The organism is Candidatus Tenderia electrophaga (assembly GCA_001447805.1).
Lineage (GTDB): Bacteria > Pseudomonadota > Gammaproteobacteria > Tenderiales > Tenderiaceae > Tenderia > Tenderia electrophaga.
In genome coordinates this window covers 3,622,104-3,642,500 of the sequence record CP013099.1, presented here as the reverse complement: position 1 = coordinate 3,642,500, position 20,397 = coordinate 3,622,104, and the positions used below count along the sequence as shown (strand labels likewise).

Sequence of the window (20,397 nt, the reverse complement as noted above, 5' to 3'; positions counted from 1 at the left end):
ATCGCTTCAAGGCCGAAATCGTGCAGCGTCCGCTGGAATACCGCACCGCCCAGGCCGCCGGCGTCATCAACGATTCGCTTTTCCTCAGCGCTCAAGCCGCCGGCCTGTCGGACAAGCTGACCATGGAGCTGGCCGGGATCTTCGGCTGGGACATCGACTTCGTGCTGGACATTCGCAAAGGCGACCGCTTCGCCGTGATTTATGAAGAGGTGTTTCTGGACGGCGAGAAAGTGCGCGATGGCAAGATCGTCGCCGCCACCTTCATCAATCGCGACAAACCCTTCCAGGCGATCCGCTACACCGATGCCGACGGACATAGCGATTACTACTCTCCGGACGGTCGTAGCATGCGCAAGGCCTTTCTGCGCACGCCGGTGGAGTTTTCGCGCATCAGCTCAGGTTTCAGCCTGGGCCGCAAGCACCCGATCCTGAACACCATACGCGCCCACAAAGGCGTGGATTACGCCGCCCCGCGCGGCACCCCGGTCAGGGCCACCGGCGATGGCAAGATCATCCATCGCGGCCGCAAAGGCGGCTACGGCAGCACCGTCATCATCCAGCACGGCAGCAGTTACAGTACCCTCTACGCCCATCTGTCCAACTACGCCCGCGGCTTCCGTACCGGCTCGCGGGTCAAGCAGGGACAGGTCATCGGCTATGTCGGCAGCTCCGGCCTGGCCACCGGGCCGCACCTGCATTATGAATTCCGCATCAACGGCGTGCACCGCAATCCTTTGACGGTCAAACTGCCCGACGTACAACCCTTACCGCGCCAGTACCTGGCGGACTTCCAGAGTCACGTCACACCGCTGCTCGCCAGCCTGGACCTGCTCAGCCAAACCAACGTCGCACTGGCTTCTGATTTCTAAAGTCGTATGGCTTATTTCATCGGCCTGATGTCAGGCACCAGCATGGACGCAATCGATGCGGCCGCGCTGGATTTGCGCGACAACGCCTGCCGCTTGGTAGCCTGCCACAGCCATCCGATTCCTTATCCACTGGGGGAACGGCTGCAGCGACTCATCCGGAGCGAAACCTTCAACGTCCGCGAACTCGGCAGCCTGGATGTGGAACTGGGCAGACTCTTCGCCGACGCCGTCAAGCAGTTGCTGAGGGAGCACACGCTTACGCCCGGCGATATCACCGCCATCGGCAGCCACGGTCAGACCGTGTTCCACGCTCCTGATGACGACCCACCCTTCACTCTGCAAATCGGCGACCCCAACAGTATCGCCCAGCTGACCGGCATCACCACCGTGGCCGATCTGAGGCGCCGCGACATGGCCGCCGGCGGGCAAGGGGCGCCGCTCGCCACCGCCTTTCATGATCGCTACTTTCGCTCCGGGAAACACAACCGCGTCATTCTCAACATTGGCGGCATCGCCAACATCACCGTACTGGCGGCGGACCAAGACACCTCGGTGTTCGGCTTCGATACCGGCCCCGGCAACTGCCTGCTGGACAACTGGATACAACAACATCGAGATGAACGCTTCGACAGGGACGGCGCCTGGGGCGCAGGCGGCACTGTCAACAACGCGCTGTTATTCCGCCTACTGGCTGACCCTTACCTTGCCGCGCCCCCGCCCAAGAGCACGGGGCGCGAGCATTTCAATCTGCATTGGCTGCAACAGCACAGCCTGGACGACTCGCCGCAAAATATCCAAGCCACCCTCACACAATTGACGGTGGAAAGCATCGCCGCCGCCATCGAGGCTCATGCCCCGCACACGGATGAATTATTCATTTGCGGCGGCGGCGCCTACAACTCTCACTTAGTGCGCAGCCTGGAACAACGCTTGGGTCGGATCAGCATCGCCACCACGTCGGAGCTCGGTATCGCGCCGGATTGGGTGGAAGCCGCCGCCTTCGCCTGGCTGGCACAGCAGACCCTTGAAAACCGGCCCGGCAATCTGCCCGACGTCACCGGCGCCAGCGAGGCAGTGATCCTGGGCGGCGTCTATGCGGGACATTTAGACGGGCAATAAAAAACGCCGGGGCCTGAACGGCTCCGGCGTTGTAAAAAAATTATTCGCTGAACTTAAACCGAGAAGGACGACCCACAACCACAGGTGGTTGAGGCGTTTGGATTACGAATCACAAAGTGAGACCCTTCCAGGTCATCTTTGTAGTCGATCTCCGCGCCCAGCAAATACTGGTAACTCATGGGATCGACCAACAGCTTAACGCCTTCCTTTTCCACCACGGTGTCACCTTCGTTGACGTTTTCGTCAAAGGTAAAACCGTACTGAAAACCGGAGCAGCCGCCACCGGTGATATAAATGCGCAGCTTGAGCGCCTCGTTACCCTCGTCTTGGATCAGCTCGCGCACCTTGGAGGCAGCACTGCCGCTGAAGAGCACTGGAGAATTGTTCTCTACTTCTGCTGTCGCTGTCGTCGTCATGGGACACTACCTTAATCAACGTAAAAAGAAAGATGGAATGATTATACCCTAGAAACCCGCTCAGGAAAACATTAAACCACAAATATAACACGGTTTATTTGGAGCTCAACGCCACATCCTGTGAGGGACTCACTATTTCGGCAACGGATTCCGCCGCAGGTTCCACTCGATGGACCAGGTTGCCGTTCACCTCCGCCCCCATGGCCATCTCGATCAGATTGTAATAGACGTTACCGATGACTTTGGCATTGGCCGCCAGCTCTACCCGCTCACTGGCATAGACATCCCCAATGACCGTGCCATTAAGAATAATATTGGGTACGTGCACCTCACCTTCCACCACGCCGTGATCGCTTAGGGTGAACATCGACGAAGGCTCATGGGCGCAGACATTGCCCTTGAGCTTGCCGTCGATATGGAAGCCGCCGCTAAACAGCACGTCACCGGTTAACTCCGTGTTTTGACCGATCAACGAGTCGATCTTGGTCGATTTCCGCTTTTTGTGATTTGAGAACATAAGCCGAGAATACTCCGTTAAATTTTGTTAGGTACTTACCTATCCCTGTTATCGGGTGAGGGCAGTCCAAGTTTAACCCGCGCCGTTCAACTCGCTTCCGTGGACCAGTGAAACGACTTGCTGATGGATTTGCGCCCCTGCGGCGCCATTTCCACCATCACGTTACGAGGCGAAAAACCCTCCGGCAAGCGGATGTCGCCCTCCATGCGTTGAAAATAGCGAAAGCGAAAATCGCGATCGACACTGTCATTGGGGGTGATGTCGCTGAAATTGAGCGTCAGCGGTTCGCCCTCCTGCACCCCCTGCAAATACATTTTGACCACGCCTTTGACATAACGATCGTTTTTCAATACCTGACTCATCACCAACTCGAAATGATAGAGCCTCTCCTCGCCCGCCGGCTGCAGTTTGAAGGTCTGGATGTTCAGCCCCGCCTGGCGCTCCGTGGGTGAAACAATGCCGCGATAAAACTCCACCTCTTCGCGCAACTCGAGGATTTCTTCCTGCAACTGTTTTAAATCGTTGCGCACCACCCGATAAGATTCGCTGTCAATCGCCTGGGCCCGTTCCACAACCGTAATCTGCTCTTTGAGTTGGGTATTGATTTTTGCCTGTTCCGCCAAGTCCGCTTTCAGACGATCGCGCTCGGCGGCAAACTCGAGACGTTTATAACCGCCTTGATAATTCCCCAGCTCATAAGCGCCCCAGACCAGCACCAGCACGCCTAACCAAGCGGCTGCGATCAGGATACGCCGCAAGCGGGGGCGATGGCTTTTGACAATCAGCTTACCGGATTTCATCGCCAACCATGTCCACGCAAAGGGCGCATCAAGGCAACAACGCGATGGTCTCGAGGCCGGCGCGCTCGTCCAGTCCAAACAATATATTCATGTTCTGCAGCGCCTGCCCAGCCGCGCCCTTGACCAGGTTGTCGATCACCGACAACACCACCACGGTGTCGCCGCCGCCGGGGCGGTGAATAGCGATGCGACACTGATTGGCGCCCTTCACGCTGCGCGTCTCCGGATGGGCACCGGCCGGCATCACGTCTACGAAGGGTTCGGCCTCGTAACGCTGTTCATACAGCGCCTGCAGATCCACATCGTGGCTAAGCGTGGCGTAAAGCGTGGCGTGGATACCGCGGATCATGGGCGTCAGGTGGGGAACAAAGGTCAGAGCCACGTCAGCACCGGCCATCTGCACCAGTCCCTGGCGGATCTCGGGCAGATGACGATGGCCGGACACGGCGTAAGCCTTCATACTCTCGGCGGCCTCGCACATCAGGGTGCCCACACTGGCCTTGCGCCCGGCACCGCTGACGCCGGACTTGGCATCGGCGATAAGATGATTCTTATCCACCAAGCCCTGCTCCAACAGCGGCATAAAGCCCAGCTGCACCGCGGTGGGGTAACAGCCGGGACAGGCGATCAGGCGCGCCTGTTTGATAGCCTCACGATTCACCTCCGGCAATCCGTACACGGCCTCGGCCGCCAACTCGGGGGCGGTATGCGTCATGCCGTACCACTGCTCCCAGGTCGGGATATCCCTGATGCGAAAATCCGCCCCCAGATCGATCACCTTGATGCCGCGTGCCAATAGCTCACCGGCCCCCTTCATGGCCACGCCATGCGGCGTGGCATAGAACACCACATCGCATTGCGCCAGGGCATCCATGTCGGGCTCGCTAAAACTGAGCGCCACCTTGCCGCGCAGGTTGGGAAACATGTTGGCCACCGACATGCCCACCTCGGAACGTGAGGTGATCACCTGCAATTCCACTTGCGCGTGGCCCGCCAGCAACCGCAGCAATTCCACACCTGTATAACCGGTGCCACCCACAATCCCTGCCTTGATCATATGGCTCAATCTCCGAATAGACGCTGGTAATCCCGCTATTGTGCATCTTCCGCGGCGCTTTCCACAAACACATGCATCACATAGTCGGCAACGGCCTCGATCTGCGCCCGGTTCAGCACGTGGCGCCAGGCCGGCATGGTGGTGTTGGGCAGGCCGTCGCGAATCACCGCCTGCAGACGCTCGGTGGTCATCCCCTGCATCTGCGCCTTGTCCGTCAGATTGCGCGGTTGGGGCTCGAGAAAGGCGCCGATCCAATTCCGGCCGCTGCCGTCGGCGGCATGGCAAAAGGCGCAATTATCCTGATACAGGGACTCGCCCAAGCGCTGCCGCGGCGACAAGTCATCCACCTGCGGCGGCAGGTCATGTTGCGAATACGGCGTGGCGGCGGATACCGCATCGGGCCTGCGATGGCTGTATCCGCTGCGCGGATAGGACACCGCGCGCGGCTCCCAGGCCGTCCCTTCATCCTCAACCCTGGCGCGATCATGACAGGTAATGCAGCTGTCCATGAACAGCTCACGCCCCTGGCGCTGCCGCGATGTCAGTTCAGCCACCGGCGTATCCAAGGGAATCTCACCTGTGGCGAAGGGAAAGGCGATGGCGTAACGCGCGTGATCGGGCCAACCGTTGCCGGCGGTGTGATAGCGGGTGTTGGGCTTGTCATCGCCCATGAACGCCTGGCGGATAAAATCCACCACCCGCTCGACTTGTACGGTGTTCAAGGTCTGCTTGAAGCCGGCCATGCCGGTCCCCGGACGCCCGTCGCTGACGGATTTGATCATGCGCGCCCGCGTTAGCTCTTCGATTGGCGTGGCAGTAAAATCACGCGGCGGCGGTGACAAATAGGTGGCGGCCAGGGTCTTGGCGTCACCGGCATAGCCGTGGCAGAAGTAGCAGTAGAAGTTGTAGAGATCGCGGCCCTTTTCAAAGTCCGTCCGCGCGTCACTGCCGGCGGCGATCTCCACCGTGGAGCGGATGGCCTCGGCCCGCTGCGCGTCAATTAAGGCGCTTTTTTTTTATCCGCCATGGGTGCCGCGTCGGCATCCATATCCAGGTCGACGCGCGGCTCAATGTCATCCGGATTGGGATGAATAAAATCCTGAAACACGAATTCGGCCACGTCAGCAATTTGCTGGGCCGACAATACCTTGCTCCAGGCCGGCATCACCGTGCCCGGCTTACCAATACCGATGGCACGAAACAGGGCCGGCCGATTCAGGGTAGTGCGCGATTCCACATGGAGAAAATTGCGCGGCTTGGGCTGAATGAAGGAAGACCGCGGCCCCAAACCGTCTCCCCGTACGCCGTGGCAGGTGCTGCAATTGTTCAGATAAATGCGGCGACCGCGGGCGAAATCGCCCTTTAGCTCGCCGGCAAAACCGGCACTCATATCCACCTCGGCCACCGGCTCCTGCGACTGCGCCATGCCCGGCGCCATGCCGTGGGCACCGATGGATGACGGCGCGCGCGGATGACCGCCGCCGGCGTGACCGCCCATGGCGCCTTGACCGGACAGATCGGTCATACCGGCATCGGCCACCACCGGTCCTTTCATAAAGACCTCGCGGATGTAGTCCACTACGGCGCCGATCTCATCGTCCGAGAGGCGGGTGGCAAACGGCATCATGGCGGTTTGCTTACGCCCGAAGGTTACCGAGGCCAGCATGCGTTTGCGAGTCAGAATGCGGCGCGCTTGAGGCGAGGTAAAATTGCGCGGCGGCGGGTTCAATACCGAGTTGGTCCAGGTGGCACCATTGCCACGGTCGCCATGGCAAACGCGGCAGTTCTGTTCGTAGATCTGGCGACCCAGTTGCAGGCGAGGATCGGTCGTCGCCAGCGCCTCTTCGGCGGGGGCCAAGGGCATGAAATTGGTACGAATGTAATCCACCACACCCTCGATCTGGGCCATGCTCAAACGGTCCTTCCAAGCGACCATGGCCGTGCCTTCGCGGCCCTGCACCACGGAGCTAATCATGCGTTCGCGATTAAGTTCGGCAGCCGCCCCGGCGGTGGTGAAATCGCGCGGCTGAGGATTGAGCCCGAAACGGGCGCGGGTCTGGCCGTCGCCGCCATCGCCATGGCAAACGCGACAGTTTTCCTCATAGACCTTGGCGGCCTCGGCCGGCGACACCGGTTCGACCGCAGTCGCGACTGTGGAAATCGAAAAAAATGGGATTAAAACCAGGAAATTATACAGAGAACACCGCATGCGTCGCCTTATCCTCACCCGCCCGCGCAGGCCAGGCCACTATCCAGAAGCGGGGTATTTTCCCCTAAAATAATCATTTGCGCTACCCAAGCAGGGGCTAGTATCCTTGAGCGTTAGAGTTGTGCCTTTAGAGATGGTTCTCGACTGTGTTGAAATGCCTGATAAAAAACCTGATTGGTGGGACCGCCCTGGCACTGGCGGTCATGGCCCCGCTGCAGGCCGGCACCATCCTCGGCTCCAAGCACGACTTCACCGGCCTGAATGAGCGCGCCGGCGTGGTCGCCATGCCGGGCGTAGCCTTCGCCGATTATGGCAATCCCTGCGTCTACTGCCATCTACCGCCGGAAAAGGAAGGCGCCGACACCACCGAACTGGGCGGCATTCCGGGCTGGAATCGTTTTCAGCCGGCGGTGGATACGGTCTACGATTTGTATGACTCGCGTACCCTCAACAATAAGGTCAAGACCCCCAGCCCCATCAGCCTGCTGTGTCTGTCCTGCCATGACGGCACCCTGGCGGTGGACATGACCGTGTTCAAGCCCGATACCTGGAACAGCAGCGAGGATGCCTCTCTGCACCTGCGCCTGAACGGCGGCAACAGCTTGATGAACTGCGGCAAGTGCCACAACGGCGTGGCCGCTCACAGCATTGAGATCAAACACATCGGCACCGATCTGCAAAACGACCACCCCATCTCCATGGAATACGCCGGCCTGAATGCGAAAGACATCGACTTCCGCCCGCCGGATAACGAATACGGTTTTGACAACGGCGTCAAGATCTACGACAACAAGGTCGAATGCGCCACCTGTCACAATGTTCACAACCCCGACGTCAACCTGTTGTTGAGAACCGGCGCCGAGCGGCTATGTGAAACATGTCATATCAAGTAAGCCCGTCCCTCAAACGCCTGCTGTTATCGTTGTTGCCGCTGGCCTTGGCGGCCTGCAGCAGCGCGCCGCCCAAAGAGAGCTTTGAAGCGCCGGTCTATCCCGCAGCGCCGGACGAAGCGCGTTTCATTTTCGAGCGCTCGCTGCGCTACAACACCAATGTGGAACCGGTCACCACCGCCACCAAGCTGCGCCGTTACGCTACCGGTGCGGTGGACGATATCAAGGGGCTGGTCAAGCCTTACGGCGTGGCGGTGCGCAACGGCCGTGTCTACGTCACCGACACGGTGCAACGCGCCGTGGTCCTGTTCGATATCACCGGCCAGCGCTACGCACAGTTCGGTGACGAAAAACCCGGCCAACTGTTCAAGCCCGTGGGCATCGACATCTCCGCCCAGGGCGAGGTATTCGTCGCCGATGTCAGTGCGCGGCGCATCGTGGTGTTCGATGCGGAGGGTCATTTTCGCCGCTTTATCGGCGGTCAGGAATGGTTCAAGCGTCCCGCCGGGGTGGCGCTCTCGCCGGACGGTAGCAAGGTCTATGTCATCGATACCGGCGGCGTGGATACCCAGGCGCATCATCTGTTCATCTTCGATGCCCGCAGCGGCGAACATCTGGCCACCATCGGCACGCGCGGTAACGCCGACGGTCAGTTCAATCTGCCCTTGCAGATCAGCAGCTCGAGCGACGGCACGGTGTATGTGGTGGACAAGGGCAATTTCCGCATCCAGGCCTTCGACGAGAACGGCGCGCACAAATTCAGCTTCGGCAGCATCGGCCGCTACCCGGGCCAGTTTTTCAGTCCCAAAGGGGTGAGCACCGACGCGCACGGCAATGTCTACGTCGTTGATACCGCCTTCGGCAACGCCCAGATCTTTACCCCGCAAGGAGAACTGCTGATGGTCATCGGCCAGCGCGGCCAGACCAGCGCGCCGGGCAATTACATGCTGCCGGCGGGCATCGACGTGGATGAGGACGGTCGGGTCTATATCGCCGACCAGTTCTTCCGCAAGGTGGATATTTACAAGCCGATTGGACTCGATACAGACAGCCCCGGGCAGCAATCAGAATAGTTTATATCCGCCAAGGCGAGCATTTCACCCATTCGATTAGATCGTCCACCGCCACCGGCGGACACATGTAATAGCCCTGCACCGCGTCACAGCCCATCTCCTTGAGCCGCTGGTAAAGCAGCTGGCTTTCCACCCCTTCGGCCACCACCTTGATGCCGATGTTGTGGGCCAGGTCGATGATGGAGCGCACGATCACGGCATCGCTTTCATCCTCCAGCATGCCCATGACGAACTGCTTGTCGATCTTGAGTTCGTCCACCGGCATCTGCTTCAGGTGTGCCAGTGAAGAGTAACCGGTACCAAAGTCATCGATTGACAGTTTGACCCCCATGACGCTGAGACGCTTGAGCACATCCAGGGCGCGGGCCGGGTCGGCCATGATGGCGGTTTCGGTAATCTCCAGCCGCAGGCGGCCGGGTTCGCCGCAGTTTTCATCGAGCAGCTGGGCCACCTTGTCGGGGAAGCGCAGATCCTGCAGATTGCGCACCGACAGGTTCACCGCCACATCCAGATCCATATCGCCGGACCGATAACGGGCGCAGGTGCGCAGGCTGGTCTTCAGCGCCCACAGGCTCAGCGGCGCGATCAGGCCGGTCTGCTCCGCCAGCGGCACGAATTCGTCCGGGTACATCAGACCGTGTTCGGGATGCTGCCAGCGCACCAATGACTCGACGCCGTACACCTTGCCGCTGCGCAGATCCACCTTGGGCTGGAAATGGAGTATCAGTTGATCCCGCTCGATGGCGCCGCGCAGCTCGCCCAGCAAGGCCAAGTTGCGCAGGCTATGCTGGTCGGACGAAGGATCGTAGACTGCCGCCCCCAAGTGCTGGCGCTTGGCCATATACATGGCCACGTCGGCGCGCTGCAGCAGCGTCACCTCATCCTCACCGTGCTGGGGGTAGAGGGTAATGCCGATACTGGCGCCGGCGTGTAGCATTTGATCGCCGATCAGGATCGGCTCTTCGGTGACGCGCAGCAGCTTCTCGGCAATGGCCCTGGCCTGGTTCAGACCGGTGTTGGGCAACAGGATGGCGAACTCGTCGCCGCCCAGGCGGGCGATGGTGTCGGACTCGCGCAGGGCCTGACGCATACGCTCGGCGATCTGTTGCAGCACCAGATCGCCATATTGATGCCCGAGGGTATCGTTGATGTCCTTGAAGCGATCCAGATCCATCACCAACAGGGCCAGCTCGTGATGCTCGCGTTGGGCCAGCAGAATGCTCTGGCGAATGCGGTCGGACAACAGGCTGCGGTTGGGCAGCTCGGTCAGCGCGTCGTGCAGGGCCTGGTGCTGCAGTGCCGCGGTCTGGCGTTTGTTTTCCGTGATGTCGCGCGCCACCGCCACAAAGTATCTGCGCGCGCCGATAAACATTTCGCTCAGGGCGACCTCCAGCGGAAAGGTGGTACCGTCCTTGCGCTGCCCCACCACCTCGGCGCGGTTGTTGATCAAACGCCCCTTGCCGGTCATCAGATACTTGGCGATGTAACGGTCATGCTCGTCGCGATAGGGCTCGGGCATGAGCATGGCCACATTGCGACCGATCAGCTCGCCGGGCGGGTAACCGAACATCTTCTCCACCGCATGATTGGCGCTGTCGATGACGCCCTGTTCGTCGGCGGTGATAATGGCGTCGAAGGCGTTTTCGCTGACCGCGCGGATGCGGGTTTCAGTAGCCACCAGCTGGTGCTGCATTTCGTTGAATACCGTCGCCACCTGGCCCAGCTCATCGCGCCAGTGGGTGGGCAGTTCCACTTGGCGCTCACCAACCCGCATAATGGCGTCCTTGAGCCGGTTCACGGGCTTGAGCACGCTGACGCGCAACACCGCCAGCACCGTCAAGCCGATAATCACCACCAGCAGGGCGGCGATGGCCCAGAGACTGACACGCATGGATTGGATGCGCGCCAGGCCCTTTTCGCGCGACAGGCTCAGCTTGAGCACACCGCGCAGGGGGTTGGGATCGTAACCGTGACATGTCAGGCACTCGCTACTGGCCTCGATGGGCTGCAACACGGTGATCTCATCATCAAAACGCAGATCCAGGGCCACTTCGCCTTGCAGCGCTCGGTTAAACGCGCCCAGGGCGGGCTGATCCACGTGATGCGGCGGAGTCGGCTGGCGCTCGAACACCGCTTCGCCGAGAAAATCGTTGACTCGCTTTAAGGTGCTGAGATCGGTAAAGGCCTCGCGGCCATTACGGCGCAGCACCTCGATGTCGATGATGCCGGGGGCGCCGTGCATGCTGTCCAACCATTCCCGCGCCAGCGCCCCCTGACCGTTGAGCATGAGGATGCGCAGACTGGCCAACAGGGTTTGGGCATGGCTCTTGGCCTGATCGACCTCTTCGTTGTGAATGGCGCGGGTCAGCTGGCGTTCGATCAACACACCGGCCAGCAGTACCAATACCAATAGCACGGAGGAAAGAATCAGGGCCAGGCGGATTCCCAGACTCTTCACGAGCGACTACCTACGACCTTGCTTATCGGTTCCAGCCATGTTCGATATGCGCAACGCCGCCGAAGCTGCCGATCCACAAATCCCCGTCGCGGCCGTTGCTCATGGAGAACACATTCTGGGCGTAAAGCCCGTCATTCATGGTTCTGACCGAAAACGTCTCGCTGTCGCGATCAAACCGCGCCAGGCCCTTGCTGGTGCCGATCCAGAGATTATCCTGGGGATCGAGATAGAGCATGAAGATATGATCCGCCGGCAAGCCGTCCAGCGAGGTAAAATTCTTCCACTCGCCGTCGCGAAAGCGTGACAGCCCGGCGCCCCAGGTGCCGGCCCAGACCGTACCGTCCTCTTCCACCTGCATGGAAATGACATAGTTGGGGTTATACGCCACCTTCACGTTTTGCAGCCCTTGTTCATCTTTCTGCCGCGAATGGTGCATGGAGGCCTGGCCCGGATCGCTCTTGAATTCGATGGCGTCCTTGACCACCTCGTAATCCGCCCCCAAGCCGTCCGAGTGTTGCCAGTTCTGCCACTGACCGTCGCGATAGCGCGCCAAACCGTCCTCGGTGGCGAACCAGATATCGCCGTTGGCGCCCTCCTCGACGCCATACACCCAGGGGTTGGGCAGGCCGCCGTGGGTATTCTCTACGGTGAAGGTCTCCCAGGCCTCGGGGTTGTCAAAGTCACCGTTGCGGACCCGGTTGGCGCCGGACCAGGTGGCGATCCAGACGTCGCCGTTATCCAGTTTCATCACGTCGTAGACGAATTGATCCGCCAGTCCCTGGGGGATATTAACGATCTGCCAACTGCCGGCCTCGGGGTCGAACAGCGCCAGACCGCCGCCGTAGGTGCCGATGGCCATGCGGTGATCGAGGCGGCTGATATGAAAAATGCCGTTGGAGAGCAGGCCCGAGTTTTTGTTATTGAACAACTCGTAATCATCGTGCTCGGTGTCATAGCGAATCACACCGCCCGAGGTGCCGACCCAGACATAGCGACCGTCGGCGTAAATACTCTTGACGTTGCGGTTGCCGACGCGAAAATGGCTAAAGCGCGGCGCATTGGCTTGGACGGCGTCGGGAAACAGGGCCGCGTCCTGCTGCGGCTGCCGGCTCGGCTCCGCCGTCGCCGTACCCGCACTGCTCGGTGGCGGTGGCTGGGCTGCGGCGGGCTCAGCGCCCTGCTGGCCCAGCTGATAGGCACCGACAATCACCGCCGCACCGAACAGCACGGCGATGGCCCCGAATATTGGATTGAATTTCATTCTGCCTTACCTGCCTCTTGTTGCGCCACAGCGCGGCCGAAGCGCGTGACGCCGCCGCGAGTCCCGACCCAGACCTCGTCGGGCGAGATCAGCGCGATGCTGTAGACATGCTCGGAAAGCAGTCCGTCCTCGCGGCCGTAATTGAACCAATGCTCGCCATCAAAGCGGCTCAGGCCCTTGTTGGTGCCGAACCACATATCCCCGTTATCGGCCTCGGCGATGCTATACACCAGCGCGCCGGCCAGACCGTCGTCGACGCTGTAATTGCGCCACTGCTCGCCGTCGAAGCGACTGACCCCGCCGCCCCAGGTGCCGGCCCATACCCCGTCCTGCTTGTCTACATGGATACAGAACACGTAATCAGGGTTATAGGTCGGTTGGCCATCCGCCATCACATTCAGGTCGTGGCGCGAGCGGGTACCCAAGCCCGTGTTGAGACTGATAGGCAGGTTGTCCTGATTGGCGGCACCCAGGCCGTCCCTGTGGGTCCAGGCCTGCCAGTTTTCACCATCGAACATGGAGACGCCGCCCTCGGTGCCGAACCAGACGCGCTGCTTGGAATCGACACCGATGCCGTAGACCCATTCGTTGACCAGCTCGTCATAGTAGGTCTTGAATTCGCCGCTGTCCGGATCCCACTCATTGGCACCGGCCCAGGTGCCGATCCAGACCGTACCGTCGTCCTGCTGGGCGAAACTGTAGACCCAATAATCGGCCAGACCGTGCATGGGAAAGAACACCTGCCACTGCTCGTCCTTGTAGCGCGAGGCGCCGCCGCCGTTGGTGCCCATCCACGTGTAGCCGCCGCTGTCGACGAAGATGGAAAACACATATTCGTTGGCCAGCCCGTCGGCACGGGTAAAGGTATTGCGCAGCGACTGATCGGTCAGATCCACCTCGTTCACGCCCAGGCTGGTGCCCACCCAGAGCCGGTCGGCCCCGGGCTCTAACGCCAGCGCGCGCACGTAGACATCACGCCCGACCTCGAAGGCGTCGATGACTTGCCACGGGTCGTCAATCTCAAGCGCGGCCGCCGCGCTTGCCACCGCCGGCGCCTCGGGCGGCGGCGTGTCGGAGCATCCCGCCAGCAGCGCGGCGGTAATTAGCATGTACCGCCAGCGCATTACTGGAAGGTTCTCAGATGGGAAATGACGTCCAAGATATCCTGGGTGCTGAGCAGACCGCGATAAGCCGGCATCACCCCTGACCCGTTCTCGATCACCGTCAGCAGTGAGGCGTTGGCTACCCGCAGGCCCTCGCCGCGGCTGAAATCGGGCGTGCCGGGCATGGCGCCCTGGCCGCGCGCACCGTGACAACTGGAACAGTGCTGATTGTAGAGTTTGGCGCCGTTACGCGGATCGGCCGCCATGGCCCCGCCGGCGCTCAGGAAACCGCCCAGGGCGAGCAACAGGGTGAACAGGCTGACACTGGTTTTCGCTCTCATCGATAGTCACTCTCGAAACTTGCTGATAAATTGCTCGGATTCTACCATCCCGGCACCGACCTGTCGCCGACATGGCCTAGCGCAGCGCGGCGTAGTCCCCGGCATAGACCCGTTCCAACAGCCGGATCACTTCCTCGCGCTGCCATTCGCGCGGCCCCGTAATGCGCTGGATCAAGCGGCCGTCCGGGGCGATCAGCAGGGTGTAGGGAAACACACGCACACCAAGCCGCTGCTGGGTGAGCTGGCCGCCCCGATCGATATGCTGGGCGAAATCCACGTCCTTATCGATCAGGTATTCGCGCACCAGGTGGTCGTCCTCATCCTGGGCCAGGCCGATGACGGCGAAGCGCGCACCATCGAGTGTCTCGCTCAAGCGTTGCAGATTGGGCATTTCACGGCGGCAGGGTTCGCACCAGGTGGCCCACAGGTTGAGCACCACCAGTTTGCCGCGATAATCGCGCAGGGCATCGGCCGGGGCGCCGTCGAGACGCTGCAATTCGATGGCGGGCAGGGGCGCGCCGATCTCGAGCTTGTCGCTGATCGGCGCCTGATCGCTGCAGCCAAGCAGCGCCAGCGCGCTCAGCAGGATGGCGGCAGCCGCGGGGACGCGACGCATAGGTCGGCCTCAGGGCACCACAGAATCGATGACGATCTCCAGCCCGTCCGTGCCCACCGCGACCGCCTCGGTCATGCCTTGCAGGTCGCCGCTTTGGGGCATGGCGTTGCCGCTTTCCGAGATACGGGCACCGACCACCACCTGATTGAAATTGGCCAGACTCATACTCGGCATCATGGCCATGCTCTCGTCCAGATTGAACTCCAGCGGCAGCTCGCCGGCCCGGGCGCGGACGATGGCCAAGGGCATAGGCGGACCGTTGACGGCGCGGGCGAACACGAACAGGGTGGCGTCCGGCGACAGCTTATCGCGTAGCCCGGCGGCCAGGCTCACCCGGCCGCTGATCTGGGCCGGGGCCGTGGCGGTTTGCGTCTCGGCCTGAACCTCGGGCAGAGACTGCTGCGGCGGTACCGGGCCGAACTCACCGGCCAGCTGGCGCTGACGATAGGATTCGGCCTCTTTGATATTGGCGCGCATCACATCGGCATCTTCCGAGCCGGGCGGCAACTGATCCAACAAATGAGACCAATGCTCGATGGCGCCGGCAAAATCACCGCGCTCAAACAAGGCGGTCCCGATGAGCCACAGGGCCTTCTGGTTGTTGGGGTCGATGGACAAGGCCTTTTGCAGCAGCTCCAGCGGCTTGCCTTCCAGACTCTGATTGCCGGCCATGGCCAGGGCGTCGGCATAATCGGTGAGCACATTGGGGTCATTGCCGGCAAAGCGGATGGCGTTTTCGTAAGCCTGCACCGCCTCGTCATAACGCCCCAGCACCGACATGGACCGCCCCAGCATGACCCAGCCTTCGATATCCTGCGGGTTGTCCTGCAGCCGTTGCGCCAGGCGCCCGACCATCATCTCGATCTGGGCCGCCATGTCGGTTTCATCGCCGTGAGGCGACGCCGCCTGCTGAGCCATTTGTTGCTCGGGATTCATGGCCTCCAGGCTGCCCAGATTGAAATACAGAGTCACCGCCAGCACCGGCACCGCCGCCGCGGTCACCACCGCCACCCCGGCATTGAGCCCCTTGCTGCCGTCGCGGATATCACTCTGGGCGACGGCGGTATCTTCCAGCAGGCGCCGTTGTATTTCTTCGCGACTGCCGTCGTAATATTCCTGACTGATATCGCCGTTGGCCAAATCGTCTTCCAGCTCTTGCAGCTGGTTTTTATAGATCGACACATTGAGCGCGGCGCGCTCCACTTCGGCCTTGGCCTTGCGCTGCAACAGCGGCGGCACGACAAACAACAACGCGGCTACCACCAGGCAGCCGACCACAATCCAAAACACTGTCATGCCTTACCGTCCCCCGACTCGTTCTGTTTTAACATCTCGGCGGCACGGCGCTGATCCTCGGCGGACAGAGGTACATCCTGAATCTGTTTCTTGCGCCGCAACACGTTGAAATAAAGAATGCCGATCCCCAGGCCCAGCAACAGCGCCGGACCGAACCACAACAGCACGGTGGTCGACTTCAGCGGCGGCCGGTAGCGCACGTAATCGCCATAGCGCTCCACCATGAATTCCACCACTTCGCGGTCGGTCATGCCCTCTTCCATCAACTCCTGAATCTGCTGACGCATATCGACGGCGAATTCGGAATTGGAATCGGCCAGCGACTGCCCCTGGCATACCAGACAGCGCAGCTCTTCCGATACGCCCATGACACGATTGTGCATCACCGGGTCACCGCTCGTGTATTCCGCCTCGTCGGCCTGCGCCGACCCCAGCGCCGTCAGCAACAGCACCGTTGCAATTACTTTACTCATCATCCGTTCAATTTCCTTACTAGGGGCAGGATCTCATTGCGCAGCGCCTCCACGGTCACCGGCCCGGTATGCTTGTGGCGAATCACGCCCTGCTTGTCGATGACATAGGTCTCGGGTACGCCGTAGACGCCGTAATCCACGCCCACGCGGCCGTCCACATCAAAGCCGCTGACGGTATAGGGATCGCCGAAATCCTCCAGCCAGCCGACGGCCTCTGCGCGGGTGTCCTTGTAATTCAGACCGACGATGGGGACCTCGCCGCTGCGCGCCAGTTGCATCAACAGAGGATGCTCCTGGCGACAGGACACACACCAGGAGGCCCACACGTTAAGCAGCCAGACCTTGCCCAGATGGGTCTCACGCGAAACGGTCTGTGCCGGGCTGTGTAACTGACTTAACTCAAAGCTGGGCGCCGGCTTGTCGATCAGGGGCGAAGGCACCGCCTGCGGATTCAGGCTCAGGCCGATATAGAGAAACCCCGCCAGCACGGCAAAAATCACCAGGGGCACCAGATAACGCAGCATCAGCTCTTCTCCGTCGCCAGTTTGCCGGCGGCCGCCAGGGGCGACTCGGCCTTAATCTTGCTGTCGCGCCGCGCCATGACACGGTAGCGCTTGTCGCAAATCGCCAGGATACCGCCCAAGGCCATCAACACCGCCCCGCCCCAGATCCATACGACAAAGGGTTTGTGATAGACCCGCACGCTCCAGGCGCCGCCGCTGACCGGCTCACCCAGAGAGACGTAAATATCGCGCCAGACGCTGGTGTCGATGGCCGCCTCGGTCATGGGCATGGTCTGGACCGTATAGATACGCTTCTCCGGACGCAGGGTTTCCACTTCATGGCCGTCGCGTAGGACCCGGATCATGCCCTGGTTAGCGGTATAATTGGCCCCCTTGGTCGCGATTACGCCGTCGAAGCGGAAGGTATAACCGCCCACGTCGACCGTATCGCCGATATCCATACGCACGTCCTTCTCGGTCTCGTAGTTAGTCACCAAGGTGACGCCGATGATGGCCACCGCCACCCCGATGTGCGCCAGATGCATACCGAAGAAACCGGCCGGAATCGCCTTCAGGCGCAGCCCCCAGGGCTGGTCCGGCTTGGTGGACTTGAAGCGGCTGTAGGTGTGGTAGGCGGCGGTGGCGATAATCCAGCCCGCCATCAACATACCCAGCGCCGCCAGTGACACCCATTCACCCATGGCGAAGGGCACCAGAATGGCTGTGGCGATGCTCACCGCCGCGGCCCACTTCAGCCGTACCATCATGTCCGGCAGACTGGCCTTTTTCCAGCGCGCGATGGGACCCAAGCCCATCAGGAACACCAGCGGCACCATCAGCGGCACGAACATCGCATTGAAGTAGGGTGCCCCCACTGAGACCTTGCCCAGCCCCAGGGCATCTACAAACAGGGGATAACAGGTGCCCAACAGCACCATGGCCGCGGCCACCGCCAGAAGAACATTGTTGCTCAGCAGCATGGTCTCCTTGGAGGCCAGATCGAACTTGCCGCCCAGACCGATCTTGGGCGCACGCCAAGCGTAGAGCAACAGCGAAACACCGACCACGACCACCAGAAAGCCGAGGATGAACACGCCGCGCTCCGGATCGGTGGCAAAGGCATGTACCGAGGTCAGCACGCCCGAGCGCACCAGGAAGGTCCCCAGCAGGCTGAGTGAAAAGGCGAAGATGGCCAGCAATACGGTCCAACTCCTGAAGCCGCCGCGTTTTTCCGTCACCGCCAGGGAATGGATCAAGGCCGTGCCCATCAGCCAAGGCATGAAGGAGGCGTTTTCCACCGGGTCCCAGAACCACCAGCCGCCCCAGCCCAGTTCGTAGTAGGCCCACCAGGAGCCCAGGGCGATACCGACGGTGAGAAAGGCCCAGGCGACAATGGTCCAGGGTCGCGACCAGCGCGCCCAGGCGGCGTCGAGACGCCCGCCCAGCAGGGCGGCGATGGCAAAGGCGAAGGCCACGGAAAAGCCCACATAGCCCATGTAGAGCATGGGCGGATGGATCACCAGCCCGGGGTCCTGCAACAGCGGATTCAGATCGCGACCGTCGGGGGCCGCCGGCAGCAAGCGGTCGAAGGGATTGGAGGTCAGCAGCATGAACAGGATGAAACCGACACTGATCAGCCCCATCACCCCGATGACGCGCGCCACCATCTCATCCGGCAGTTTCTTACTGAATACCGACACCAGCGCTGTCCACAGACCCAGCATCATGCCCCATAGCAACAGCGAGCCTTCGTGGCCGCCCCAGACACCGGCGACTTTATACTGCACCGGCAATAGCGAATTGGAGTGGGATGCGGTGTAGAGCACCGAGAAATCGTCATTGACGAAGGCATACACCAGACAGCCGAAGGCGATCACCAGAAACATGAACTGCCCTTGGGCCACCGGGCGTGCCACCGCCATCCAGGAACGCAGATTGAGTTGAGCACCGGCAATGGGGATGATCCCCTGCACCAGGGCCAGACACAGCGCCAGAATCAGGGCAAAATGGCCTATCTCGGGAATCATTAGATACCTCCTTGTGAGGATGTTTTTTGTTGTTCCGCCTTTTCCAGCGCCTCGGCCACTTCCGGCGGCATATAGGTCTCGTCATGCTTGGCCAGCACTTCGTCGGCCATGAATACGCCGCCGCTGCCGAGTTTACCCTGGGCCACTACCCCCTGGCCCTCCTGGAACAGATCAGGGAGAATCCCGGTATAGGTGACGCCCACCACTTCGGCGTTGTCGGTGACATTGAAGTGCACCGTCAGGCCGTCGTCCTCGCGCTGCACGCTGCCCACCTCCACCAGGCCGCCGAGACGAAAGGTGCGATCCTGGGGCGCCTGATTGGCGGCCACCTCGGTGGGACTGAAAAAGTGATTGATATTGCTCTGCAGAGCGCTCAGGATCAGCGTCGCAGCCACCCCCAGGCCCGCCAGCCCGACCACGATGAACATCATGCGCTTGTGTCTCGCCCTCATTTACTTCACCTCGGAATTCATACGAATCATACGACCCAGCCGTTGCACCAAAGTTCGTCGCCGCCGCACCACCAGCAGCGCCTCGCCGATCATGAACAGGGCCGTCACGGCGAACGACCCCCAGATGTAAGTACCGTGCCCGCCCATCGCAAACCACTCAGCCATGAGCGTTTTCCTCCTGCAACATCTCTTTCACCCACACCGTATTGCGCTCGCGCTCCAGGATGATGCTGCGCACCCGGGTCAGAGCCACGGCAAGGGTATAGAACCAGCAGGCGAAAGTCATGATCAGCAGGGTCCAGAGCATGATGTCGGTCATACTGGTCTCCATGCCGCCCTCGCCCATTTTGATGGACGCACCCTGATGCAGGGTATTCCACCACTGCACCGAGTAATAGATGATGGGCACATTGACCACCCCCACCAGGGCCAACAGGCCGCTGGCGCGGGCGGCACGGCGCGGATCGTCGATGGCCGATTCCAACGCCATGAAGCCGATGTACAAAAACAGCAGGATCAATTCGGAGGTCAGGCGCGCATCCCACACCCACCAGGCGCCCCACATGGGCTTGCCCCACAGGGCGCCGGTCCACAGGGCGATGAAGGTGAACATGGCGCCGGTGGGGGCCAGGGCGGAGGCCATCATGGATGACAGGCGGGTGCGCCAGATCATGCCCGCCGCGGCCCAGCCGGCCATGACCACGTAGATGAACATGGACATCCAGGCCGCCGGCACGTGGATGAACATGATGCGGTAGCCCTCGCCCTGTTTATAATCGGTGGGCGCGACGAAAAAACTCATGTACAAACCGATCACCAACAGAATGACCGAGACCACGGCAAAGCCCTTGGCGAGCTTGCCCGCCAAGGGGTAAAAGCTGGACGGTGCCGAATATTTAAACCAGTTAATCGCCATA

General features: G+C 61.1%; 21 protein-coding genes (1 of these 21 cut by a window edge). 4 read left to right on the top strand and 17 right to left on the bottom strand.

Features of this window, described 5'->3' with window-relative positions:
* On the top strand, window positions 1-869 hold the 3' portion of the coding sequence (locus tag Tel_16710) for a hypothetical protein (protein ALP54661.1). The gene continues 448 nt to the left of window position 1, outside the view; only the last 869 of its 1,317 coding nucleotides appear in the window; its start codon lies beyond the left edge, outside the window; it ends in the stop codon at window positions 867-869.
* Between the two features lie 6 nt (window positions 870-875).
* Entirely contained in the window at window positions 876-1,988 is a 1,113-nt protein-coding gene (locus tag Tel_16705) for an anhydro-N-acetylmuramic acid kinase (GenBank protein ALP54660.1), read from the top strand.
* A 53-nt stretch (window positions 1,989-2,041) separates the two neighbouring features.
* Here Tel_16705 and Tel_16700 read toward each other — a convergent pair whose 3' ends face one another.
* From Tel_16700 to Tel_16675, 6 genes are all read right to left on the bottom strand, one after another.
* Window positions 2,042-2,404, bottom strand: coding sequence for an iron-sulfur cluster insertion protein ErpA (locus Tel_16700; GenBank protein ID ALP54659.1), 363 nt, complete (start codon window positions 2,402-2,404; stop codon window positions 2,042-2,044).
* Window positions 2,405-2,498: 94 nt separating this feature from the next.
* Window positions 2,499-2,921, bottom strand: coding sequence for a cell shape determination protein CcmA (locus tag Tel_16695; GenBank protein ID ALP54658.1), 423 nt, complete (start codon window positions 2,919-2,921; stop codon window positions 2,499-2,501).
* An 86-nt stretch (window positions 2,922-3,007) separates the two neighbouring features.
* On the bottom strand, window positions 3,008-3,721 hold the full coding sequence (locus tag Tel_16690; protein ID ALP54657.1) for a hypothetical protein: 714 nt from the start codon (window positions 3,719-3,721) through the stop codon (window positions 3,008-3,010).
* A gap of 28 nt (window positions 3,722-3,749) precedes the next feature.
* Complete coding sequence (locus Tel_16685) at window positions 3,750-4,778, bottom strand: N-acetyl-gamma-glutamyl-phosphate reductase (GenBank protein ID ALP54656.1); 1,029 nt, start codon at window positions 4,776-4,778, stop codon at window positions 3,750-3,752.
* A gap of 35 nt (window positions 4,779-4,813) precedes the next feature.
* On the bottom strand, window positions 4,814-5,779 hold the full coding sequence (locus Tel_16680) for a cytochrome c class I (protein ALP54655.1): 966 nt from the start codon (window positions 5,777-5,779) through the stop codon (window positions 4,814-4,816).
* Window positions 5,779-6,909: a hypothetical protein gene (locus Tel_16675; GenBank protein ALP54654.1), complete on the bottom strand. Its 1,131-nt coding sequence runs from the start codon at window positions 6,907-6,909 to the stop codon at window positions 5,779-5,781. The genes Tel_16680 and Tel_16675 overlap by 1 nt, the downstream gene beginning before the upstream one ends.
* Window positions 6,910-7,136: 227 nt before the next feature.
* On the opposite strand from Tel_16675, the gene Tel_16670 reads away from it, so the two are divergent.
* Window positions 7,137-7,880, top strand: a complete 744-nt coding sequence (locus Tel_16670; protein ID ALP54653.1) for a hypothetical protein — start codon at window positions 7,137-7,139, stop codon at window positions 7,878-7,880.
* Window positions 7,881-7,909: 29 nt separating this feature from the next.
* Window positions 7,910-8,950, top strand: a complete 1,041-nt coding sequence (locus Tel_16665) for a hypothetical protein (protein ALP54652.1) — start codon at window positions 7,910-7,912, stop codon at window positions 8,948-8,950.
* 1 nt (window position 8,951) lies between these two features.
* Here the strand turns inward: Tel_16665 and Tel_16660 are convergent, their stop codons facing one another.
* The 11 genes from Tel_16660 to Tel_16610 form a co-directional block, all read right to left on the bottom strand.
* The gene (locus Tel_16660) at window positions 8,952-11,408 is read right to left on the bottom strand and encodes a hypothetical protein (protein ALP54651.1); all 2,457 of its coding nucleotides are present in this window, start codon (window positions 11,406-11,408) and stop codon (window positions 8,952-8,954) included.
* 22 nt (window positions 11,409-11,430) lie between these two features.
* On the bottom strand, window positions 11,431-12,669 hold the full coding sequence (locus Tel_16655; GenBank protein ID ALP54650.1) for a regulator: 1,239 nt from the start codon (window positions 12,667-12,669) through the stop codon (window positions 11,431-11,433).
* Window positions 12,666-13,778, bottom strand: coding sequence for a regulator (locus Tel_16650; protein ID ALP54649.1), 1,113 nt, complete (start codon window positions 13,776-13,778; stop codon window positions 12,666-12,668). The genes Tel_16655 and Tel_16650 overlap by 4 nt, the downstream gene beginning before the upstream one ends.
* Before the next feature lie 14 nt (window positions 13,779-13,792).
* Window positions 13,793-14,038 carry a hypothetical protein gene (locus Tel_16645; GenBank protein ALP54909.1) on the bottom strand — a complete coding sequence of 82 codons (246 nt, stop codon included), beginning with the start codon at window positions 14,036-14,038 and terminating at the stop codon, window positions 13,793-13,795.
* A gap of 151 nt (window positions 14,039-14,189) precedes the next feature.
* A complete protein-coding gene (locus tag Tel_16640) occupies window positions 14,190-14,729 on the bottom strand; it encodes a hypothetical protein (protein ALP54648.1) in 540 nt (179 codons plus the stop codon).
* 9 nt (window positions 14,730-14,738) lie between these two features.
* A complete protein-coding gene (locus tag Tel_16635) occupies window positions 14,739-16,019 on the bottom strand; it encodes a hypothetical protein (GenBank protein ID ALP54647.1) in 1,281 nt (426 codons plus the stop codon).
* A 2-nt stretch (window positions 16,020-16,021) separates the two neighbouring features.
* A complete protein-coding gene (locus Tel_16630) occupies window positions 16,022-16,501 on the bottom strand; it encodes a hypothetical protein (protein ALP54646.1) in 480 nt (159 codons plus the stop codon).
* The gene (locus tag Tel_16625; protein ALP54645.1) at window positions 16,498-17,022 is read right to left on the bottom strand and encodes a thiol:disulfide interchange protein; all 525 of its coding nucleotides are present in this window, start codon (window positions 17,020-17,022) and stop codon (window positions 16,498-16,500) included. Before Tel_16625 ends, Tel_16630 begins: the two co-directional genes overlap by 4 nt.
* Window positions 17,022-19,028 carry a cytochrome C biogenesis protein gene (locus Tel_16620; GenBank protein ALP54644.1) on the bottom strand — a complete coding sequence of 669 codons (2,007 nt, stop codon included), beginning with the start codon at window positions 19,026-19,028 and terminating at the stop codon, window positions 17,022-17,024. Before Tel_16620 ends, Tel_16625 begins: the two co-directional genes overlap by 1 nt.
* On the bottom strand, window positions 19,028-19,480 hold the full coding sequence (locus Tel_16615; protein ALP54643.1) for a cytochrome C biogenesis protein CcmE: 453 nt from the start codon (window positions 19,478-19,480) through the stop codon (window positions 19,028-19,030). The genes Tel_16620 and Tel_16615 overlap by 1 nt, the downstream gene beginning before the upstream one ends.
* Window positions 19,481-19,637: 157 nt before the next feature.
* Window positions 19,638-20,396, bottom strand: coding sequence for a heme ABC transporter permease (locus Tel_16610; protein ALP54642.1), 759 nt, complete (start codon window positions 20,394-20,396; stop codon window positions 19,638-19,640).
* Window position 20,397: the final 1 nt, after the last annotated feature.